Source organism: Kitasatospora sp. NPDC048540 (assembly GCF_040651175.1).
In the GTDB taxonomy this organism is placed as follows: domain Bacteria; phylum Actinomycetota; class Actinomycetes; order Streptomycetales; family Streptomycetaceae; genus Kitasatospora.
The window spans coordinates 1-15953 of sequence record NZ_JBEZIR010000053.1; the positions used below are offsets into that span (position 1 = coordinate 1).

14 protein-coding genes are annotated in these 15953 nt (G+C 69.3%); 5 read left to right on the forward strand and 9 right to left on the reverse strand.

What is annotated here, in order from left to right; all coding sequences use genetic code 11:
* Nucleotides 1–261 (forward strand): helix-turn-helix transcriptional regulator (locus AB0D08_RS21265; RefSeq protein WP_359890640.1); only part of this gene is annotated, 261 nt, incomplete at its 5' end.
* A 211-nt stretch (nt 262–472) separates the two neighbouring features.
* Here AB0D08_RS21265 and htpG read toward each other — a convergent pair.
* The 6 genes from htpG to AB0D08_RS21295 form a co-directional block, all read right to left on the reverse strand.
* Entirely contained in the window at nt 473–2389 is a 1917-nt protein-coding gene (gene htpG / locus AB0D08_RS21270) for a molecular chaperone HtpG (protein WP_033819263.1), read from the reverse strand.
* Between the two features lie 56 nt (nt 2390–2445).
* On the reverse strand, nt 2446–3522 hold the full coding sequence (locus AB0D08_RS21275) for a branched-chain amino acid ABC transporter permease (protein WP_199520289.1): 1077 nt from the start codon (nt 3520–3522) through the stop codon (nt 2446–2448).
* A complete protein-coding gene (locus tag AB0D08_RS21280; protein ID WP_033819264.1) occupies nt 3519–4397 on the reverse strand; it encodes a branched-chain amino acid ABC transporter permease in 879 nt (292 codons plus the stop codon). Before AB0D08_RS21280 ends, AB0D08_RS21275 begins: the two co-directional genes overlap by 4 nt.
* Nucleotides 4397–5116: an ABC transporter ATP-binding protein gene (locus tag AB0D08_RS21285; RefSeq protein WP_359890644.1), complete on the reverse strand. Its 720-nt coding sequence runs from the start codon at nt 5114–5116 to the stop codon at nt 4397–4399. Before AB0D08_RS21285 ends, AB0D08_RS21280 begins: the two co-directional genes overlap by 1 nt.
* Nucleotides 5109–5864, reverse strand: a complete 756-nt coding sequence (locus AB0D08_RS21290) for an ABC transporter ATP-binding protein (RefSeq protein ID WP_051812029.1) — start codon at nt 5862–5864, stop codon at nt 5109–5111. The genes AB0D08_RS21285 and AB0D08_RS21290 overlap by 8 nt, the downstream gene beginning before the upstream one ends.
* Nucleotides 5865–6127: 263 nt before the next feature.
* Nucleotides 6128–8329, reverse strand: a complete 2202-nt coding sequence (locus AB0D08_RS21295; RefSeq protein ID WP_149038025.1) for a hypothetical protein — start codon at nt 8327–8329, stop codon at nt 6128–6130.
* A 402-nt stretch (nt 8330–8731) separates the two neighbouring features.
* On the opposite strand from AB0D08_RS21295, the gene AB0D08_RS21300 reads away from it, so the two are divergent.
* Both AB0D08_RS21300 and AB0D08_RS21305 read left to right on the forward strand, forming a co-directional pair.
* A complete protein-coding gene (locus tag AB0D08_RS21300; RefSeq protein ID WP_033819268.1) occupies nt 8732–9220 on the forward strand; it encodes a carboxymuconolactone decarboxylase family protein in 489 nt (162 codons plus the stop codon).
* A 103-nt stretch (nt 9221–9323) separates the two neighbouring features.
* On the forward strand, nt 9324–9833 hold the full coding sequence (locus AB0D08_RS21305) for an SRPBCC family protein (RefSeq protein ID WP_033819269.1): 510 nt from the start codon (nt 9324–9326) through the stop codon (nt 9831–9833).
* Nucleotides 9834–9852: 19 nt separating this feature from the next.
* Here the strand turns inward: AB0D08_RS21305 and AB0D08_RS21310 are convergent, their stop codons facing one another.
* Entirely contained in the window at nt 9853–11922 is a 2070-nt protein-coding gene (locus AB0D08_RS21310; protein WP_359890647.1) for a hypothetical protein, read from the reverse strand.
* A 399-nt stretch (nt 11923–12321) separates the two neighbouring features.
* Here AB0D08_RS21310 and AB0D08_RS21315 point away from each other — a divergent pair, with 399 nt between their 5' ends.
* Complete coding sequence (locus AB0D08_RS21315) at nt 12322–12732, forward strand: hypothetical protein (protein ID WP_033819270.1); 411 nt, start codon at nt 12322–12324, stop codon at nt 12730–12732.
* A gap of 136 nt (nt 12733–12868) precedes the next feature.
* On the opposite strand, the gene AB0D08_RS21320 is transcribed toward AB0D08_RS21315, so the two are convergent.
* The gene (locus AB0D08_RS21320; RefSeq protein ID WP_033819271.1) at nt 12869–13096 is read right to left on the reverse strand and encodes a DUF6296 family protein; all 228 of its coding nucleotides are present in this window, start codon (nt 13094–13096) and stop codon (nt 12869–12871) included.
* A 347-nt stretch (nt 13097–13443) separates the two neighbouring features.
* Between AB0D08_RS21320 and AB0D08_RS21325 the strand changes: the two genes are divergently transcribed.
* On the forward strand, nt 13444–15339 hold the full coding sequence (locus tag AB0D08_RS21325) for a lamin tail domain-containing protein (protein WP_359890650.1): 1896 nt from the start codon (nt 13444–13446) through the stop codon (nt 15337–15339).
* A gap of 152 nt (nt 15340–15491) precedes the next feature.
* On the opposite strand, the gene AB0D08_RS21330 is transcribed toward AB0D08_RS21325, so the two are convergent.
* Complete coding sequence (locus AB0D08_RS21330; RefSeq protein ID WP_359890653.1) at nt 15492–15890, reverse strand: Hpt domain-containing protein; 399 nt, start codon at nt 15888–15890, stop codon at nt 15492–15494.
* Between the last annotated feature and the right edge of the window lie 63 nt (nt 15891–15953).

Below are 15953 nucleotides of genomic sequence, written 5' to 3' on the forward strand. Positions count from 1 at the left end.
ACGATCATGGAGCTGCTCGCCGCCGGCCTGAAGGACGAGAGCATCGCCCGGCGCCTGGGCATGTCCCTGCGTACCACCCGCCGCCACATCGCGGACATCATGGAAGAACTCGACGCCGCCAGCCGCTTCCAGGCCGGATACCGGTTCGCCGTTCAGGGCGGCGGCGGTGCCGACAGCCCCGGACAGGCGACAGAGACCCGGCCGGCACCGGTGCCGGTCCCTTCGCGAGCCGGTGCCCCGGCGGGTTCCCGCTCCACCTGAACCGCCCCGCGCCGCCCGACTCCCGCCCCGCCGTCCTTCGACGCTGCCGGCTCGAGCGCCTTCTTCCCGGGGACGTAAGGACGGATTTTCACCGGGCTGAGCGCACCGGCCGGGGACCTCGTCGCGGCAGGCCTGGTCACGCGCGGCAGGTCCGATGGGTCGGGGTGCGGCACGCCGGGTGGTCCGGATCGCGCGGGCCGCACCCCGGCCGTCACAGGGAACGAGTCAGGCGGTCGGTGAGGAGACGGGTGAAACGGGCGGGATCGGGGAGCTCGCCGCCCTCGGCGAGCAGCGCGCCGCCGTAGACCAGTTCGGCGATCTCGGCGAGCGCGGGGTCGTCGGCGTCGGCCTCGTGGGCCGAACGCAGCGCGGTGATCAGCGGGTGCGTCGGGTTGAGCTCCAGGATCCGCTTGACCGGGGGCATCTGCTGCCCCATCGCCCGGTACATCTTCTCCAGTGTCGGGGTCATGTCGTGCGCGTCGCCGACGATGCACGCCGCGGAGGTGGTCAGCCGCGTGGACAGGCGGACCTCCTTGACCTGCTCGGACAGCGCGGTGGTCAGCCACGGCAGCAGGGCCGCGAAGTCCGCTTCGCGCCTGGCCTTCTCGGAGTCGGCGTCCTGGCCGCCGTCATCGCTCCCGTCAAGGTCGACCTGGCCCTTGGCGATGGACTGCAGACGGTGGCCGTCGTACGCCGGGACCTGCTCGACCCAGACCTCGTCGACCGGGTCGGTGAGGAGCAGGACCTCGTACCCCTTGGCGGCGAAGGCCTCCATGTGCGGAGAGTTCTCCACCATCTGGCGGGTCTCGCCGGTCAGGTAGTAGATCGCGTCCTGGCCGTCCTTCATACGCCCGACGTACTCGCGCAGGGTGGTGGTCTTCTCCGGGTCGTGGGTCGAGGCCGCCGAGACGAGGTCCAGCAGCGCCTCGGTGTTGTCGCGGTCCTCGATCAGGCCTTCCTTCAACGCCCGGCCGAACTGGTCCCACAGCTTCGTGTAACGCTCGGTGTCCTTGGCCTGCATGTCCTTGACCGCGCCGAGGACCTTCTTGACCAGGCGCCGGCGTACGCCGCGGATCTGACGGTCGTGCTGCAGGATCTCGCGGGAGATGTTCAGCGACAGGTCGTGGGCGTCCACGACTCCCTTGACGAAGCGCAGGTAGTTCGGCATCAGCGCTTCGCAGTCGTCCATGATGAACACCCGCTTGACGTACAGCTGCACACCGCGCTTGGTCTCCCGGGAGAACAGGTCGAACGGTGCCTGGGAGGGGATGAACAGCAGCGCCTCGTACTCGAAGGTGCCTTCGGCGCGCATGTGGATGGTCTCGGCCGGGTCGAGCCAGTCGTGGCTGACCTGCTTGTAGAACTCGTGGTACTCGTCCTCGGTCACCTCGGTGCGCGGCCTGGCCCAGAGCGCCTTCATGGAGTTGAGCGTGTCGACTCCGTGGGTGGTGGCGCCGTCGGCGTCGGTGCGCTCGGACTTCATCCGGATGGGCCAGCGGATGAAGTCCGAGTACTGCTTGACGATCTGGCGGATCTTCCACTCGGCCAGGTAGTCGGCCAGGCCGTCCTCGGTGTCGGCGGGCTTGAGGTGCAGGGTGACCGCGGTGCCCTGCGGCAGACCGTCGACGGCCTGGACGGTGTAGGTGCCCGCGCCGTCGGACTCCCACCGGGTGCCCGCGTCGGTTCCGGCCCGCCGGGTGTCCACGCTGACCTTGTCCGCGACCATGAAAGCGGAGTAGAAGCCGACGCCGAACTGCCCGATCAGGCTCTCCGCGGTCGCGGCGTCCTGGGACTCCTTGATCTTCTCCAGCAGCCCGGCGGTGCCGGACTTGGCGATCGTGCCGATCAGCTCCACGAGGTCGTCGCGGCTCATGCCGATCCCGTTGTCACGGACGGTCAGCGTGCGGGCGTCCGGGTCGGCCTCCAACGTGATGTGCAGGTCGGAGGTGTCGGCCCCGAGCTGGGAGTCGGTCAGCGACTGCAGCCGTAGCTTGTCCAGCGCGTCCGAGGCGTTCGAGATCAGCTCGCGCAGGAAGATGTCCTTGTTCGAGTAGATCGAGTGAATCACCAACCTGAGCAACTGCCGGGTCTCGGCCTGGAATTCAAGCGTTTCGACACTGCTGCCCACTCTGGGGTCTCCCTCTTTCTGGTCGGGACGTCGGGACGTGATGAAGGATAGGCCCGTCAGCGGCCGGATCCCCGACCGGCCCCGTCACCCGGTGGACGGGACCGGCGGACGAGTGCGGGGATGCGCGAGGAGATCCACCGGTAACCCTGGTGGAGGCCGCCCGGGAACGTCATCATCACGACGATGAGGACCACGCCGTAGACGGCCCCCGGCAGGTTGTTGGCCACGTCGATCGGCAGACGGCTGCCGGACGACAGGTCCGACGTCACGGACGAGACCACGACGAGCAGCAGCGACCCCCACACCGCGCCTGCCAGACTGCCGAGCCCGCCCAGGATGGCGGCGGCGAGCAGCCCGAACGACAGGTTCAGGCTGAAGGCTCCCGGTGATGCGAGCGAGGTGACCCATGCCAGCAGACCGCCGCCGAGCCCGCCGCACGCCGCGGCGACGACGAAGGCCAGCAGCCGTACCCGGGCGACGTTGACCCCGCTGAGAGCCGCGGCCGCCTCGTCGTCGCGGGCGGCCCGCATCGACCGGCCGTATCTGCTGCGACCCAGGTTGGCCAGGAACCAGAGCGTGACGACGGCGCAGAAGCCCGTGACCCATGCCTGCCATCGGGGGGTCGAGAAGTCGGCCCCCAGCACCGCCGGTGGCGGCGAAGCGAGCACCGACAGCCCGTTCGAGCCCTCCAGGATCCCGCTCAGGCCCCGGACGTTGACCAGCGCGGGAAGCGCGACCGCCAGGGCCAGGGTCAAGGTGGCGAGATACAGACCGCGCAGGCGGGCGGTCGCGAGCCCGAGAAGCAGCCCCACACAGGCGGCCACCACCAGTGCGGACAGCAGTGCTGCGGCCAGGTTCCAGTGCTGATGATTGATCACCAGCGCGGTGGTGTAGGCGCCGATCGCCATGAAGGCGCCCTGACCGACCGAGATCTGGCCGCCCGGCCCGGCCAGGAAGGTGAGTCCCGCGGTCGCGCACACCAGGTAGGACAGCTCCGCCAGTTGGAAGTTGCGGTAGGACGGGAGGACGGCGCTGACCACGAGGACCAGCGCCAGGCCGGCGAGGGCGGCCAGGCCGTGGCGGACCACCGTGAGGCGCAGCGCGCGTGCGGCCGTGACCCGGAGGCGTTTCACACTCTCCTCCCGGTCGCCGGTCCGAAGAGTCCCGACGGGCGGGCCATCAGGGCCACCAGCAGTACGGCGCATGCCCCGAGCGAGGTGACCTCGGAGCCCGCGTAACCGGACACGTAGCTGAGGGTGCAGCCCAGCAGCAGCCCGCCGACGACGGAGCCGACCGGGCTCTCCAGCCCGCCGATGATGGCGGCGGTGAACCCGTAGACCAGCACGGTGTCGAATTGATCCGGCCCCAGGAAGACCACGGGGGCGATCAGCACGCCGGCCAGCGCGCCGATCAGTCCGGCGAGCGCCCAGCCGATGGTCAGGGTCGCCCCGACCCGTACGCCGAGCAGGCGGGCGAGCTCGGGGGAGTAGGCGCCGGCCCGCATGCGCAGCCCCAGGGCGGTACGGCGGAACAGCAGCACCAGGGCGGTCATCGTGAAAGCCACCATGCCGATCGTGAACAGGTCGTTGGGTGAGAGCAGGAGCCGGACGCCGCCGACGGAGTAGCCCCGGAGACTGAAGGGCACGGGGTAGGCGCGGGGTGTGCTGCCCCAGATCATCGATGCCAGTGCGTTGATCAGGACGATCAGCCCCAGGGCGACGACGGCGGCGTTCAGTTCGGGCCCGTTCTCCACCGGCCGGATGAAGACCCGCTCGACGAGGGTTCCCAGGACCAGTCCCGCCGCCAGGGCGCAGCCCAGTGCGAGCCAGTACGACCCGGTGCGGTCCTGGACCGTCCAGCCCACGAAGGTCGTGAGCATCATCATGGCGCCCTGGGCGAAGTTGATGACCCGGGTGGCTCGGAAGATCATGACCAGGGCCAGGGCGATGGTCGCAAAGATCATTCCATCGGTGATTCCGGCGAGTGTGAGGTTGAGGAACCTGACCATCAGAACCCCAGGTAGGCGTGGCGGAGCCGCTGCATCGACCGGGGGTCGGCGGCCAGGGCGGAGGCGTCCTCGTCGATGACGACCCTTCCTAGATTGAGCACCACGACCCGGTCCGCGATGGACAGCGCGCTCCGGGCGTTCTGTTCGACCAGCAGCACGGTGCGTCCGGAGTCCTCGTGGATCCGGCGCAGGACGGCCATGATGTGGGCCACCGCGCGGGGAGCCAGGCCGAGGGACGGCTCGTCGAGGAGGATGAGCCGTGGACGGCTCATCAGGGCCGTTCCGATGGCGAGCAGTTGGCGCTCACCGCCGGAGAGCGAGGCGGCGACGTCACGGCGGCGCTGCGACAGAACCGGGAACATGTCGTACACCTGGTCGAGGTCTTCCTTGCGTCCGGCCGGCTTCGGGGAGATCAGTGAGCCGAGCCGGAGATTCTCGGCCACGGTCAGCTCGACGATGACGCCCTGACCCGACGGGAGGTGTGCGATGCCGAGGCCGGCGATGTCCTCGACCCGGCGTCGGTCGATCCGGTGGCCCGCGAAGGAGATGGATCCGGAGGCGGGGCGCGCCAGTCCGCTGACGGCGCGCAGTAACGTGGTCTTGCCCGCTCCGTTGGCACCGAGGACGGTCGTGATGGAGCCCAGCGGCGCCCGGAGGGTGACGTGGTCGAGGGCCCGGACCGACCCGTAGTCCACCGTCAGGTCGTCGATCTCAAGCATCCGGGCCGGTCTCCCCACCGAGGTAGGCCGCGATCACCGCGGGGTTGCTGCGGATCTCGTCCGGGGTGCCCCGGGCGATCTCCCGGCCGAAGTCGAGAACCACCACGTCCTGGCAGACCGACATGACAAAGTCCATGTGGTGCTCGACCAGGACGATCGAGATGGCCAACTCGGGCAGAATTTCGGCGAGTTCGCTGATCTCGCGAGCGGAGAGCCCGGCCGCCGGCTCGTCGAGCAGCAGTAGTTCCGGCCGGTTCAGCAGGGCGCGGGCCAGTACCGTGCGTTTCCGGGAGCCGTGGTCCACGGCGTGGACGGGCCGGTCGGCCAGTTCGGCGATGCCGAAGGCCTCGAGGCGTTCCATCGCCCTTTCCCGCTGCGTCTGCTCCTCGTGATCGGCCCGGGGCAGGGCGAGGAAAGCGGAGAGCAGACCGGTCCGGGCCTGTGTGGTGGCGCCGACGAGCACGTTCTCCAGAACGGTGAGCTCGGGGAACAGGCCGAGACCCTGGAGCGTACGGGCGATGCCGAGTTCGGCCACCTGGTGCGGGCGGTGGCTGCGCAGTACCCGCCCTTTCCACCGGACCGTGCCCGCCTCCGGCCGGACGAAGCCGCAGACCACGTTGAACAGGGTGGTCTTGCCTGCGCCGTTCGGGCCGATCACCCCCATCACCCGGCCTGCGGGCACGGACAGGTCCACCCCGTCGAGGGCGACGACACCGCCGAACCGTACGGTCACTCCGGAGATCTCCATGAGCGGATCGGCCACGGCCGTACCCCCGAACCCCTGCGCGATGACATGGCCTGCTCCGATCCGCTCACCTGCGAAGCCGATCGGGCCGGCGGGACAGTAGCAGTAAGGATTGCACCTTCAATGCGTATTTGTGGTGACTTGGTGGCTCGGAGTGCTTCCGTGCCGTTCGCCGGGATCCGGGTGGCGCCTGGCATCGGTGGGGCTCGGCTCCCGCCGACGGCTCGGGGCTCACCGGGATCGAGCGGTGAAGGAAGGCACCGAGTTCAGGACCGTGCCAGCTCTGCGGCCGCTACGACCCTTCCGCGAAGAGGCGCAAGGCCCGCCTGGCCTATTTCGATATGGCGCCTGGTGTTCGTGAGGTCGGTTCCCAGGCCCGCGATCAACATGAGTGAGGTTTCCAGGGCGAACCTGTACGGACTGTGGGGCCCATTGTAGTCGCCGATTATCTCGGTAGAGGCATCGCATTCACTCTGGGCCCTGGTGAGTTCGCCTGCGGCCTTGGCCAGCCTTTTCAGGGATTGATCGAGCAGGTTTTCAATTTCTCTCGGAAGGTCGGGCGGAAAGCCCCCGTCGCCGGGCGCGGGGTGCCCGATCTTGGAAATCTTGGATGTCATCCTCGCGCAAAATCGAAGATGGCCCGAGGCGGCCGTCAGCGCGTTCCTGATGAAGTTCAGTCGATCCGTGATGTCCGCTCGAATGCTGTCGCTTCCGATCCCGTCGACAGACTGGTAGATCTTGTCCAGTGAGCCCAGGAGCGTGGCCGGACCGGGGTTACCTCCCTCGCTGCTCCCGATACCCTTGCGAGCAGAGAGCAGGGCTTCTTTGTACAAGGCGTTGAATTGCTTCAGATCTCCCAGCACTGCTTCGGAGAAACGCCGCTGCCGATCCATTGCAATCTCCGTGGCCGACCCCGCCGGATCCTTGGACCCGACGTCCTGATGGGTGCCTCCCGGACTCTTTTTCTCGGGATCCGCATATCCGTCGGAGATCGGCGGAAGGGGGGCTTCGCTCCGGACGGTCTGCTTTTTTGTGCCCGCGTCTGAAAGTGCCTGGCCGACCGCGGCGGCGTTGATCCCGTCGCCCCATAGCTCGATGTTCTCCTTGTTGATACGGATCCTCCCGAGAGGTGCTACGGAGAGGATGGTGCGGAGTTCATCCCACGGCGGCTCCGTCGAATCGTCCGGGAAGGCCTCATTTATGATGACCAATCCCTGGAACTGGCGTACCGCCATGGTGGTCGGCTTCGGCGCCATGGCGAGCACTCTGCGGTTCACCCGCGTGGTCTCCTTGAGCATGTCCTTGATATTTTTGTGCTCTTTTGCGTAATCCGCATCGAAGATCTTGTCCTGGTCGCGCTCAGGGGCCAGCCGGATATCCAACGTAAGAAGCCCTTCGAGGAGCCTGAGGTTCTTCGGGCCGAACCCGTATGGAACTTCGAGCCACGACCTGGACTTTCCGGGCAATTTTCCCTTCTTCTTCATCCTGCGGATCTGAAAATCGTGGGCGACGCCAGAAGTCCCTGCGGCCAACTGGAGCATACCGAGGTACGGGGACATTCTCGATCCCTTGATGCATGCGATTCCCAGGCCGACATATAGCCACCCGATGAGCGGTGAATCACCGGGCTTCAGCTCTGCTATGACCCGACGGCTCTCGCTATTGAACGCCTCGTCAGCGAGAATGATTTCCGCTCGATATGAGAGTGTCAATTCCGACCGGGCAGGGTTCTGGACGGAGCAGCTCACGGTCGCCGTGAAGTAGCTGTTTCTGGAACTCTTCTCGACCTCACGCCGGAAGGCGACTTTTCCCTCGCTCACGCCCGCTTCGACGATCATCGAACACATCTGGCGGCGCACGGCCGCCAGTGTTTTCATCAGAAATGGAATTTCATCGCCCCTGAATGATCTCGCAAGCGACCCGTTGCCTGTGCTTATGGAGCAGTTGATGACAGGTTCCTGCTTGGAAATCCTCTGCTCTACGTCATCCAGCGTCAAATACTCGGTTTCCGATCCGGAATCGTCATCCATCCGTCCGCCCGTCATGGCGTCAGCTTCAAGTGAATACGGTGGATCCGGGTCGGGCGACCGGTGGAAGTCGGAGCCGTTCGGTCTCCGGTAGGCCGAGCAGGCCGCTTTCCACCAGATCTCATCGGTCGGAAGTCCGCTCAGTCTGCTGTCGGAGTTCATGAGACCGTGGATGGTCGTCGATCGCATTTGCGCCAGCTGCAACCAATGGTACATTCCCATTCCGCGCTGTCTGCCTGCAAGGAATCCGGCAAGGTCGGAAATGGATGCCTCGCTCGCCTTTCCCCCATATTCTAGAAAGTCGCGGATAATGGCCTCGTCGTCGTCGGTCCAGGTGCGCCAGTGGGTTGTTGCAGCCAGTACTTCGTGCCACCATTGATGACACTCGACTCCCGTCCAGGGCGCAGCGTCGAGATCTTTTCCCAGCTGCATGTCCTGCACTGTCCGAGATTCCTTCGCAGCGCACCAGAGCCAGTTCCGGGCATCTGGGGAGTCCGGCCAGTCCGGCTGCTTGACGGCAGGGTCATCCGCACTCGTCAGGACTGTTGTCAGTCCGCGCTCGTCGTCAACCGTCCAAGTCATTTTTCAGCTCCAGCGGAGGGGCAGCCGTGGCACTGGAATCCTGCCGGTGGCACGGCGTCCGGTACCGCCCGATCGGACAGGAAATGGTGAAGACTCGGGCCGCCATCGGGCACCGCCGACCTCGTTCCGTCGACGGCCGGCCTTCGGACGGGGCGGTGCCGGGGCGGCCCTTCGCCGGGGCCGGAGGTGATAAAACAGTTTTCCTTTAAACCACTATGATGGGGGCGTGGCGCGTCACAGCACACAGTCGAGGGAGTTCAGGTGACCGAAGCGGCGACAACCCCGTCCGGCAGACGTGTCAACATCGACAAGCAGGCCCCGCAGGCCTTCCGAGCCCTGCTCGCCACCGCCGAGACCGTCCGCAGGATCGCAGCCGAGGCCGGGATCGACCGGCGGCTGACCGAACTCGTCAATCTGAGGGTCTCCCAGCTCAACGGCTGCGCCTACTGCCTGGACGTGCACACCGGAGCCGCCCTGAAGGCCGGCGAGAGCGCCCGGCGGCTCGGAGTGCTGGCGGCCTGGCGCGAGACGGAGGTGTTCACGGTCCGCGAGCGGGCGGCCCTCGCGCTGGCCGAGGCGACCACCCACCCCGCCGACGCGGTGGCGCAGGAGGCCGCGTACGGCGCCGCCCGGCAGGTGTTCACGGCGGACGAGATCTCCGCGGTGATCTGGGTGGCCATCGCCATCAACGCGTTCAACCGGGTCTCCATCCTCAGCAGGCACCCGGTCCGGCCGGGTGCCACCCGCTGAGGCCGGGCGGCCTCCGACCGGCCCGGCACCGAGCCGTGGGGCCGCCGACGACAGGCCGGGTCCGGGCAGTGGCCCCGGCGGCCGGGACAAGGAGATCCAGTTGATGCCTCGTAGATTCACGGTGTCCGACAGTGTTGTCATCCGGGTCGGCCCGCACGAGGTCTACCGCCATGTCGCGGATCCTTCCCGGATGCGCGAATGGAGCCCCGAGAACACCGGGGCCACCGTCCACGGGAATGCCGAACGCATCGGTGTCGGCACCGTGTTCGACGGCACGAACAGGCGTGGGCCCGTCCGCTGGACCACGCGCTGCATCGTCACGGCGGCGGAGCAGGACCGGTTGTTCGGCTTCCGGGTGTGTGCGATCGGTATCCGCAAGCCGCGCCTGCCCGTTCGGATGGCCGGCTGGGAGTACCGTTTCGAGGCGGTCCCGGAGGGCACCCGGGTGACCGAGACCTGGACCGACGAGCGGCGCAGGTGGCCCGGAGCCGTCGTCCAGGTGTACGACCGGATCGCCACACGGGGATCCACCTTCGCGGAATTCCAGGTGGGAAACATCCGCAGCACCCTGCACAACCTCAAGGCCGCCCTTGAGCGGTCCGACGTCGCTTGAAAGCCTCCCGCCGGAGGGGTCAGCCCACCTCGCTCTCCTGTCGCCACAGGAGTTCCGTCAGTCTCTCCAGCCCGGCCGCCAGATGGCGGCGGTAGGTGCTCATCGGCAGCCCGAGCAGGTCGGCGGCGCGCTGCTGGCTCCCGGCGGGCTGGAGATAGGTGTGGTGCAGCGCTCGGTAGGCACGTCGGTCCAAGGGGGAGGCCTCCAGTTGCGCAGCTGCCCCCAGGATCACACGGCGCAGCGTCGCGGCGGTGTTCCCTCCGTCGTCGCCTGCCGTTCGGGTGACTACCAGGCGTGAGCGCAGCAGATCGGCGCGGGCGAGACCGTCGGCGCGTCCCAGCCCCCGCAGAGCCTGCCGGACACCGGCGGCGAATTCCTCATGGGACAGCAGGCGGGTGGCCTGCGGGGGCGGTGGGGCGGTCACCGACCAGGGGTCGGCTGCGGACTGGCGGGTGCTGAGCAGGTTCAGCCAGCTGAGCGGCGGGGTCCGCCGCCAGTCGTGGACGAACACGCCGAAGTGGCGGCCGCCCACGGTGAAGTCGGCCGCGGGCGCCCGGGTGAAGTCGACGTAGGCGCAGGCCTCCTCCCACCGCTGCGGGTCGGCGAACGGGAGAAGGGTCAGCGCGGGCGGCCGGTGGACGAGATAGTCGTGGGTCAGCCGCAGCGTGATCAGGAGTTGGACCTCGGACGCGTCCTGGTAGTGCTCCGCGCTCATCCAGTACCGGACCAGCAGGGCCTTCTCGCCCTCGCGCAGGTCGCCGCCCGATCCGTCGAGCAGCCAGGCCCTGGCGGCGGTCGCCGCCGGGTCGGCGGGTTCGGCCGGCCCGGCTTCGCGGCCGAGGGTGAGGGTGGTGCTGTATCCGGCCGGTGGACCGCCCGGTTCGCGTACCACGCTGGTGGTGGCGGCCGGATCGGTGCTCCAGGCGGTCAGCAGGTCGGCCGAGGGACCGCCTTCGTGGCGCCGGGTCATCGTGTACAGCGCCGGCAGGTCCCGCTCGGCGGCGGGTAGTACGGTCAGCCGTTCCCAGCCCAGGGGCTGGAGGCTGCGGCGGGCGGCGGTGCCGTCGAGCAGCGGGGCCAGCAGCGCTGCGACGGATTGGTTCTCGCGGTGGAGGAAGGCGAAGTCGGTGAGCACCGACCGCTGCCGGGTGGTGTCCCCGCGGTCGAAGAACTGCTGGTAGTAGGCGGCCGCGCGCTTGTTGAGCGCGGCTCGTCGGTCGGGGTCGCGCCAGCGCAGTTCGGCGTCCAGGGCGCGGCGGACGAGGTCGTGCGGGGACAGGCCCCGCGAGCCGCAGTGGACGGCGGACAGACCGCGGAGCCAGTCGAACAGATCACGTGCGTCGGGCACGTCGAGCAGCTCGGCGAGCAGCGGCTCGGTGGTCACCAGAACCTGGGCACAGGCCTCCAGCGCGCCCCGGTGCGCCGCGGAGGGCACGGTCTCCAGCAGTCGTGCCAGCAGCCCGTGCACCACGCTGGGCGAGTCCGTCAGCCGGAGCAGGCCACTGCCGGTCTGCCGCCACAGGTCGGCGGCCAGCGCCAGCGCGAGGGGATGCCCGCCGGTGGCCTCCACCACGGGGCCGTGGTTCCGGTCGGGTACACCGTGCCGCCGCAGCAGTTCGCCGCTCTCGGTCCGGTCGAAGTGGCCCAGCCGCACCGGGTGCAGCAGTCCGTGCCAGGCCGGATCGGTACGCCATTCCAGGGGCGGTTCGGCCCGGCTGGCGAGCACCACCAGGGCGTCCGGCCGCAGAGCGGGCAGCAGGTGCTCGCTGATGATCGCGGGATCCTCGACGACCGGGTCGGCGGCGTCCAGGAGAAGAAGGAGGGCCGGTGTCCCGGCCAGCGAGGCCAGGTACCCGTCGTCGCCGAGTTCGCGGGGCAGCGGCCACGCGGTGGTGCGTCCGGCGGCGGCACCCTGCCGGGCGAAGTGGTGCAGGAGCGTGCTCTTGCCGACCCCGCCCGGTCCGTGGATGTGGACGACCGCTCCGGCCGGCCGCCCGAGCAGCTCCGCGAAGACCGCGTTCTCGGTCCGTCGGCCCACGAACCCCCGGTCACGCCCGTTCACCAGCCGGTCGGCCAGCCGTTCCGCCAACACCTCACCCCGCCCCATCCGGCACATGACCGCAGCTCCGGCAAAGACCGCAGCCAGTCTCCGGGGGCGCGCGGAGGGGAGTCAACCGGCGCGCGGGCGCACACCCGCCCTCGTGGGCCTCGGAGGTTCCGGCCGTTGCACGGGGGACCCGCCGGCGGCCGCCGGGGCCGGCGCGGCGGCTCCGCGATCTTGTCCCGGGTGGTCGGCCGGTGAGCGCCGTGAGCGGGAAACGGCCTGGAACCGGGCAGATGATGGACTGTCAGGTGGATGGAGCCCGTCGATACCTTCAGGACGTCGCAAGGCCCACGGGCCGACCGGCACCGGACAGGCCCGACGATCTCGCGCCGACAGGCCGCGCGCGGAGTTCCAGGGTCACGGAAGCATCGGAGAGGACATCTCATGGCACTCACCCACGCCCGCCGGCGCAGCACGCGCATCGCCACCGCACTCACCGTGGCGGCGGCCAGCTCGCTGGCCCTGCTGGCCACCGCCGGTACCGCCTCCGCCAACCAGTTCTACGGCGGCACCCTCCACCCCGGTGAGCAGCGCTGCGTGCAGCAGTACGCGGGGTACCAGGTCCGCGGGGACGGGCAGGCCACCGGACAGGGCGCCAAGTTCAAGATCCAGTACAACGGTGTCACGGTGCCCGGAACCGGATCGACCGGTCTGGTCAGCGCCTGGGCCGCCGAACTGCGCAGCAGCTACGGCACCTTCCCCGGCCCCGGCTACTACACGGCCTGCGTCACCAACAACGGCACGGCCGACACCAACGTCCGGCTGCAGCTGCGGACCGACGGCGAGTTCAGCTGAGACACGCCCGTCCGCGTCGCCGGCCGGCGACGCGGACGGGCATCGGCAGGGCCGCCACCCGCCGCGGTCCCGCCGATCGCGCACCGATCCTGCGTCAGACCGGGGCCTGCCACCGCGACTCCACCGCGCGGGCCGGTCAGGGCAGGAGTACGGCATGCAGGCACCGGTGCTGACCGCCGGAGGGCGTCAGGACCAGCGCTGTCTCTCCGGTGATCTCCACCGTCAGGCTCCCGGCGGCATCCGCGCAGATGAGTCCGCCCCCGTCGCCGAGGGCACCGGTGGTGTGGACGGTGATCACTTCCGGGGCGGCATGGGTTCCGGGGGCGCTGGGGACGGTGATTGCGAAGCGCTGGACGTCGGCCATGTGGATCGGCCTCCTCCGTGAGCCGGACCCGGCCCGGATCCATGCTGCGGATCGCCCGGTGGCTCCATGGTAACCACCGGGCCGGGTGACGGCGGAGGCGGCCGGACGGGTCCGAAGGTGCAGACACCACCCGGTGTGCCGCGGCGACTTCGAGGGTGCCCACGCGCTGCATGGTGGTGACGTACGCCCGGCGTTCCGGTGGCCAGCAGGTCGCATTCAGCCGCCGTACACGCCGTTTCAAGGTCTCACCAGCAGAGTTGCGCTCCGTGCCTACCTCACTCTCGCGTACCGGCGTCGCCTCGGTGTGCGCCGGGGCTCTGACGTTCTCAGGGCTCGTCCTCACAGGGATGGTCGCCGCACAGCCCGCGGCCGCCGCAAACCCCACCGGCTACCAGAACGTTCGGATCAACGAGGTCACCTCCTCGAACAACGACACGGTCGAGCTGTACAACGCCGGCTCGACCGCGGTGAGCATCAGCGGCTGGAAGATGTCCGACGACGGCTTCTCACCCCAGTCGTTCAGCCCGTCCGCCACCACGATCCCGGCCGGCGGCTTCGTCACCTTCAACTCGCCCAAAGGCCTCGGCGACGCGGACAAGCTGGTGATCTACACCGCCGGCGGCACACTGGTCGACCGCGTCGAGTGGGCCACCGACAAGGCGAAGCCGGCGATGGCGCGCTGCGGCGGCGACGGCACGGGGACATGGGTGACCACCACCGCGGCGACCACCTTCGGCGCCCCGAACAGCGCCGGCTGCCCGGCGTCGCCACCGGCGGCGAGCCGGGTGCGGATCAACGAGGTCACCTCGAACGGCGCCGACACCGTGGAGCTGTACAACGGCGGTACGAGCGCGGTCGGCATCGGGTCGTGGAAGTACGTCGACGGCGACACCGGCCACTCCCCGGTCTCGATCTCCTCCTCCTCACCGAGCGCCGGCAGCATCCCCGCGGGCGGCTACCTCACGTTCGGCTCCGCCCTCGGCCTGGGCGACAACGACTCGCTCCTGCTCCTCGACGGCAGCGGCAACACCGTCGACTCGGTGACCTGGACGACCGACGGTGCCAAGCCGTCGGACGAGCGCTGTGCCGACGGCACCGGCTGGTTTCGGACCTCCGTGACCGCGACGCCCGGCAGCGCGAACTCCTGCTCGGGCGGCGGCAGCGGTGGCGGTGGCGGGCAGACCGGCCACCTGCTGGGCGGCGGCGGCTCGCTCACCGGCGGCTGCACCCCCGAGGCCGCCACCGGTACCGGTAGCGCCCCGGCGGGCACGGCGGCGTGGCCGGGCGGCCTGGACGTCACCATCGCCGACGACGTCTGCGCCTTCACCACGTCCACCGGCCCCGAGGGACGCGACGTGAGTGGCCTGGCATTCGACCCGGCGACCCCGTCGGTGCTGTGGGCCGCCAAGAACAAGAACTGGCTCTACAAGCTGGTCAAGAGCGGCAGCACATGGATCCCGGACCCCTCGTGGAGTGCGACCGGCAAGCAGATCCGCTTCGCGGGCGGCTCCGGCCAGCCCGACGCCGAAGGACTGACGGTCGGCGGCAACGGCCACATCTACGTGACCTCCGAGCGGGACAACACCGACAACACGGCTCCCAAGGACACCGTCATGGAGTTCGACCCGGCTGCCACCGGATCGACCCTCACTCCGGTCCGCCAGTGGGACATGACCTCGCAGTTCCCCCAGCTCGACACCGGTAGCAAGGACGACGCCAACCTGGGCTTCGAGGGCGTCGGCTACGTGCCCGACGGCTGGCTGACCGCGAACCACTGGACCGACCCGCTCACCGGCGCCGCCTACGACCCGGCCGCCTACCCGCTGCACGGATCGGGCCTGTTCTTCGCAGGCCTGGAGTGGGACGGCACCCTGCACGTGTACGGCCTGAACTCCGACGGCACGTTCACCACCTTCGGCGCGATCGCGACCGGCAAGGTCTCCGTGACGGACGTGATGTTCGACGCCGGCACCCAGCGCCTCGTCGCGAGCTGCGACAACACCTGCGGCGAGACGCACACCTTCATGAAGATCAACGCCGCCGGTGCGATCGTCCCGGACGTCACCTACACCAACCCGGCCGTCATGCCGGCCGACAACCTGGAGGGATTCGCGCTCGCGCCGACCTCGACCTGTGCCGACGGCTCCCGCGAGGCGGTCTGGTCCGACGACGGCATCTACGGCTTCGGCCCCGGGAGCACCTCCTACGGGCACGCCCTCTACAGCGGCACCTTCCCCTGCTGAGCCCGCCACCGCACGGCTACGAGGCTCCCGGCAGCCGAGGTCACGACCGACCTCGCCGACTGCCGGGAGCCTCGTCGTGCCCGGACCGGGCCGCAGCCGTACACGCCGACCCGGTGCGGAGGCCGTGAGGTCCGGCAGACGACCAGCCTGCGTCAAGCGCCTCCACGGGCAGGCGGGCCGAGCTCTGCGGCCAGGGCGGCTCGCTGCTCCTCGAGAGCGGACCTGGCGGTCGGACGGTACGCCAGGATCTGCCGGGCCAGCGCACCCACACGTGGCTGGGCCACATCCCCGGACGTGGCGAGCACCTCCAGCTCCGCGCACAGCGAGGCCAGGTGCTCCAGCCCGAAGGTGCGGCAGTTGGATTTCAGGGTGTGGGCTGCCCGGCGCGCGGAGTCCGCATCCGCATGCCGGACACCCTGCTGGATCTCCTCGACGAGAGTGGTGAGCTCACCCAGGAAGGCGTCCACCAGGTCGATGGCGGACTCGGTGTCGAGTGCGTCGGCGAGCATCCTGATCGCTTCGGGGGCGATGACGGGTTCCGGGGTGGCCATGGATTCTCCACGAGGTCGTCGGCGGGCCCGGGCCGACCTCGGGTTCCGGTGGCTCGGCGCGCC

What these genes read in the sequence shown, in the direction of transcription:
- AB0D08_RS21280 (WP_033819264.1), bottom strand. Translation starts at nt 4,397, where the DNA reads ATGGTCAGGTTCCTCAACCTCACACTCGCCGGAATCACCGATGGAATG.
- AB0D08_RS21285 (WP_359890644.1), bottom strand. Translation starts at nt 5,116, where the DNA reads ATGCTTGAGATCGACGACCTGACGGTGGACTACGGGTCGGTCCGGGCC.
- AB0D08_RS21290 (WP_051812029.1), bottom strand. Translation starts at nt 5,864, where the DNA reads ATGGAGATCTCCGGAGTGACCGTACGGTTCGGCGGTGTCGTCGCCCTC.
- AB0D08_RS21305 (WP_033819269.1), top strand. Translation starts at nt 9,324, where the DNA reads ATGCCTCGTAGATTCACGGTGTCCGACAGTGTTGTCATCCGGGTCGGC.
- AB0D08_RS21315 (WP_033819270.1), top strand. Translation starts at nt 12,322, where the DNA reads ATGGCACTCACCCACGCCCGCCGGCGCAGCACGCGCATCGCCACCGCA.
- AB0D08_RS21320 (WP_033819271.1), bottom strand. Translation starts at nt 13,096, where the DNA reads ATGGCCGACGTCCAGCGCTTCGCAATCACCGTCCCCAGCGCCCCCGGA.
- AB0D08_RS21325 (WP_359890650.1), top strand. Translation starts at nt 13,444, where the DNA reads ATGGTCGCCGCACAGCCCGCGGCCGCCGCAAACCCCACCGGCTACCAG.
- AB0D08_RS21330 (WP_359890653.1), bottom strand. Translation starts at nt 15,890, where the DNA reads ATGGCCACCCCGGAACCCGTCATCGCCCCCGAAGCGATCAGGATGCTC.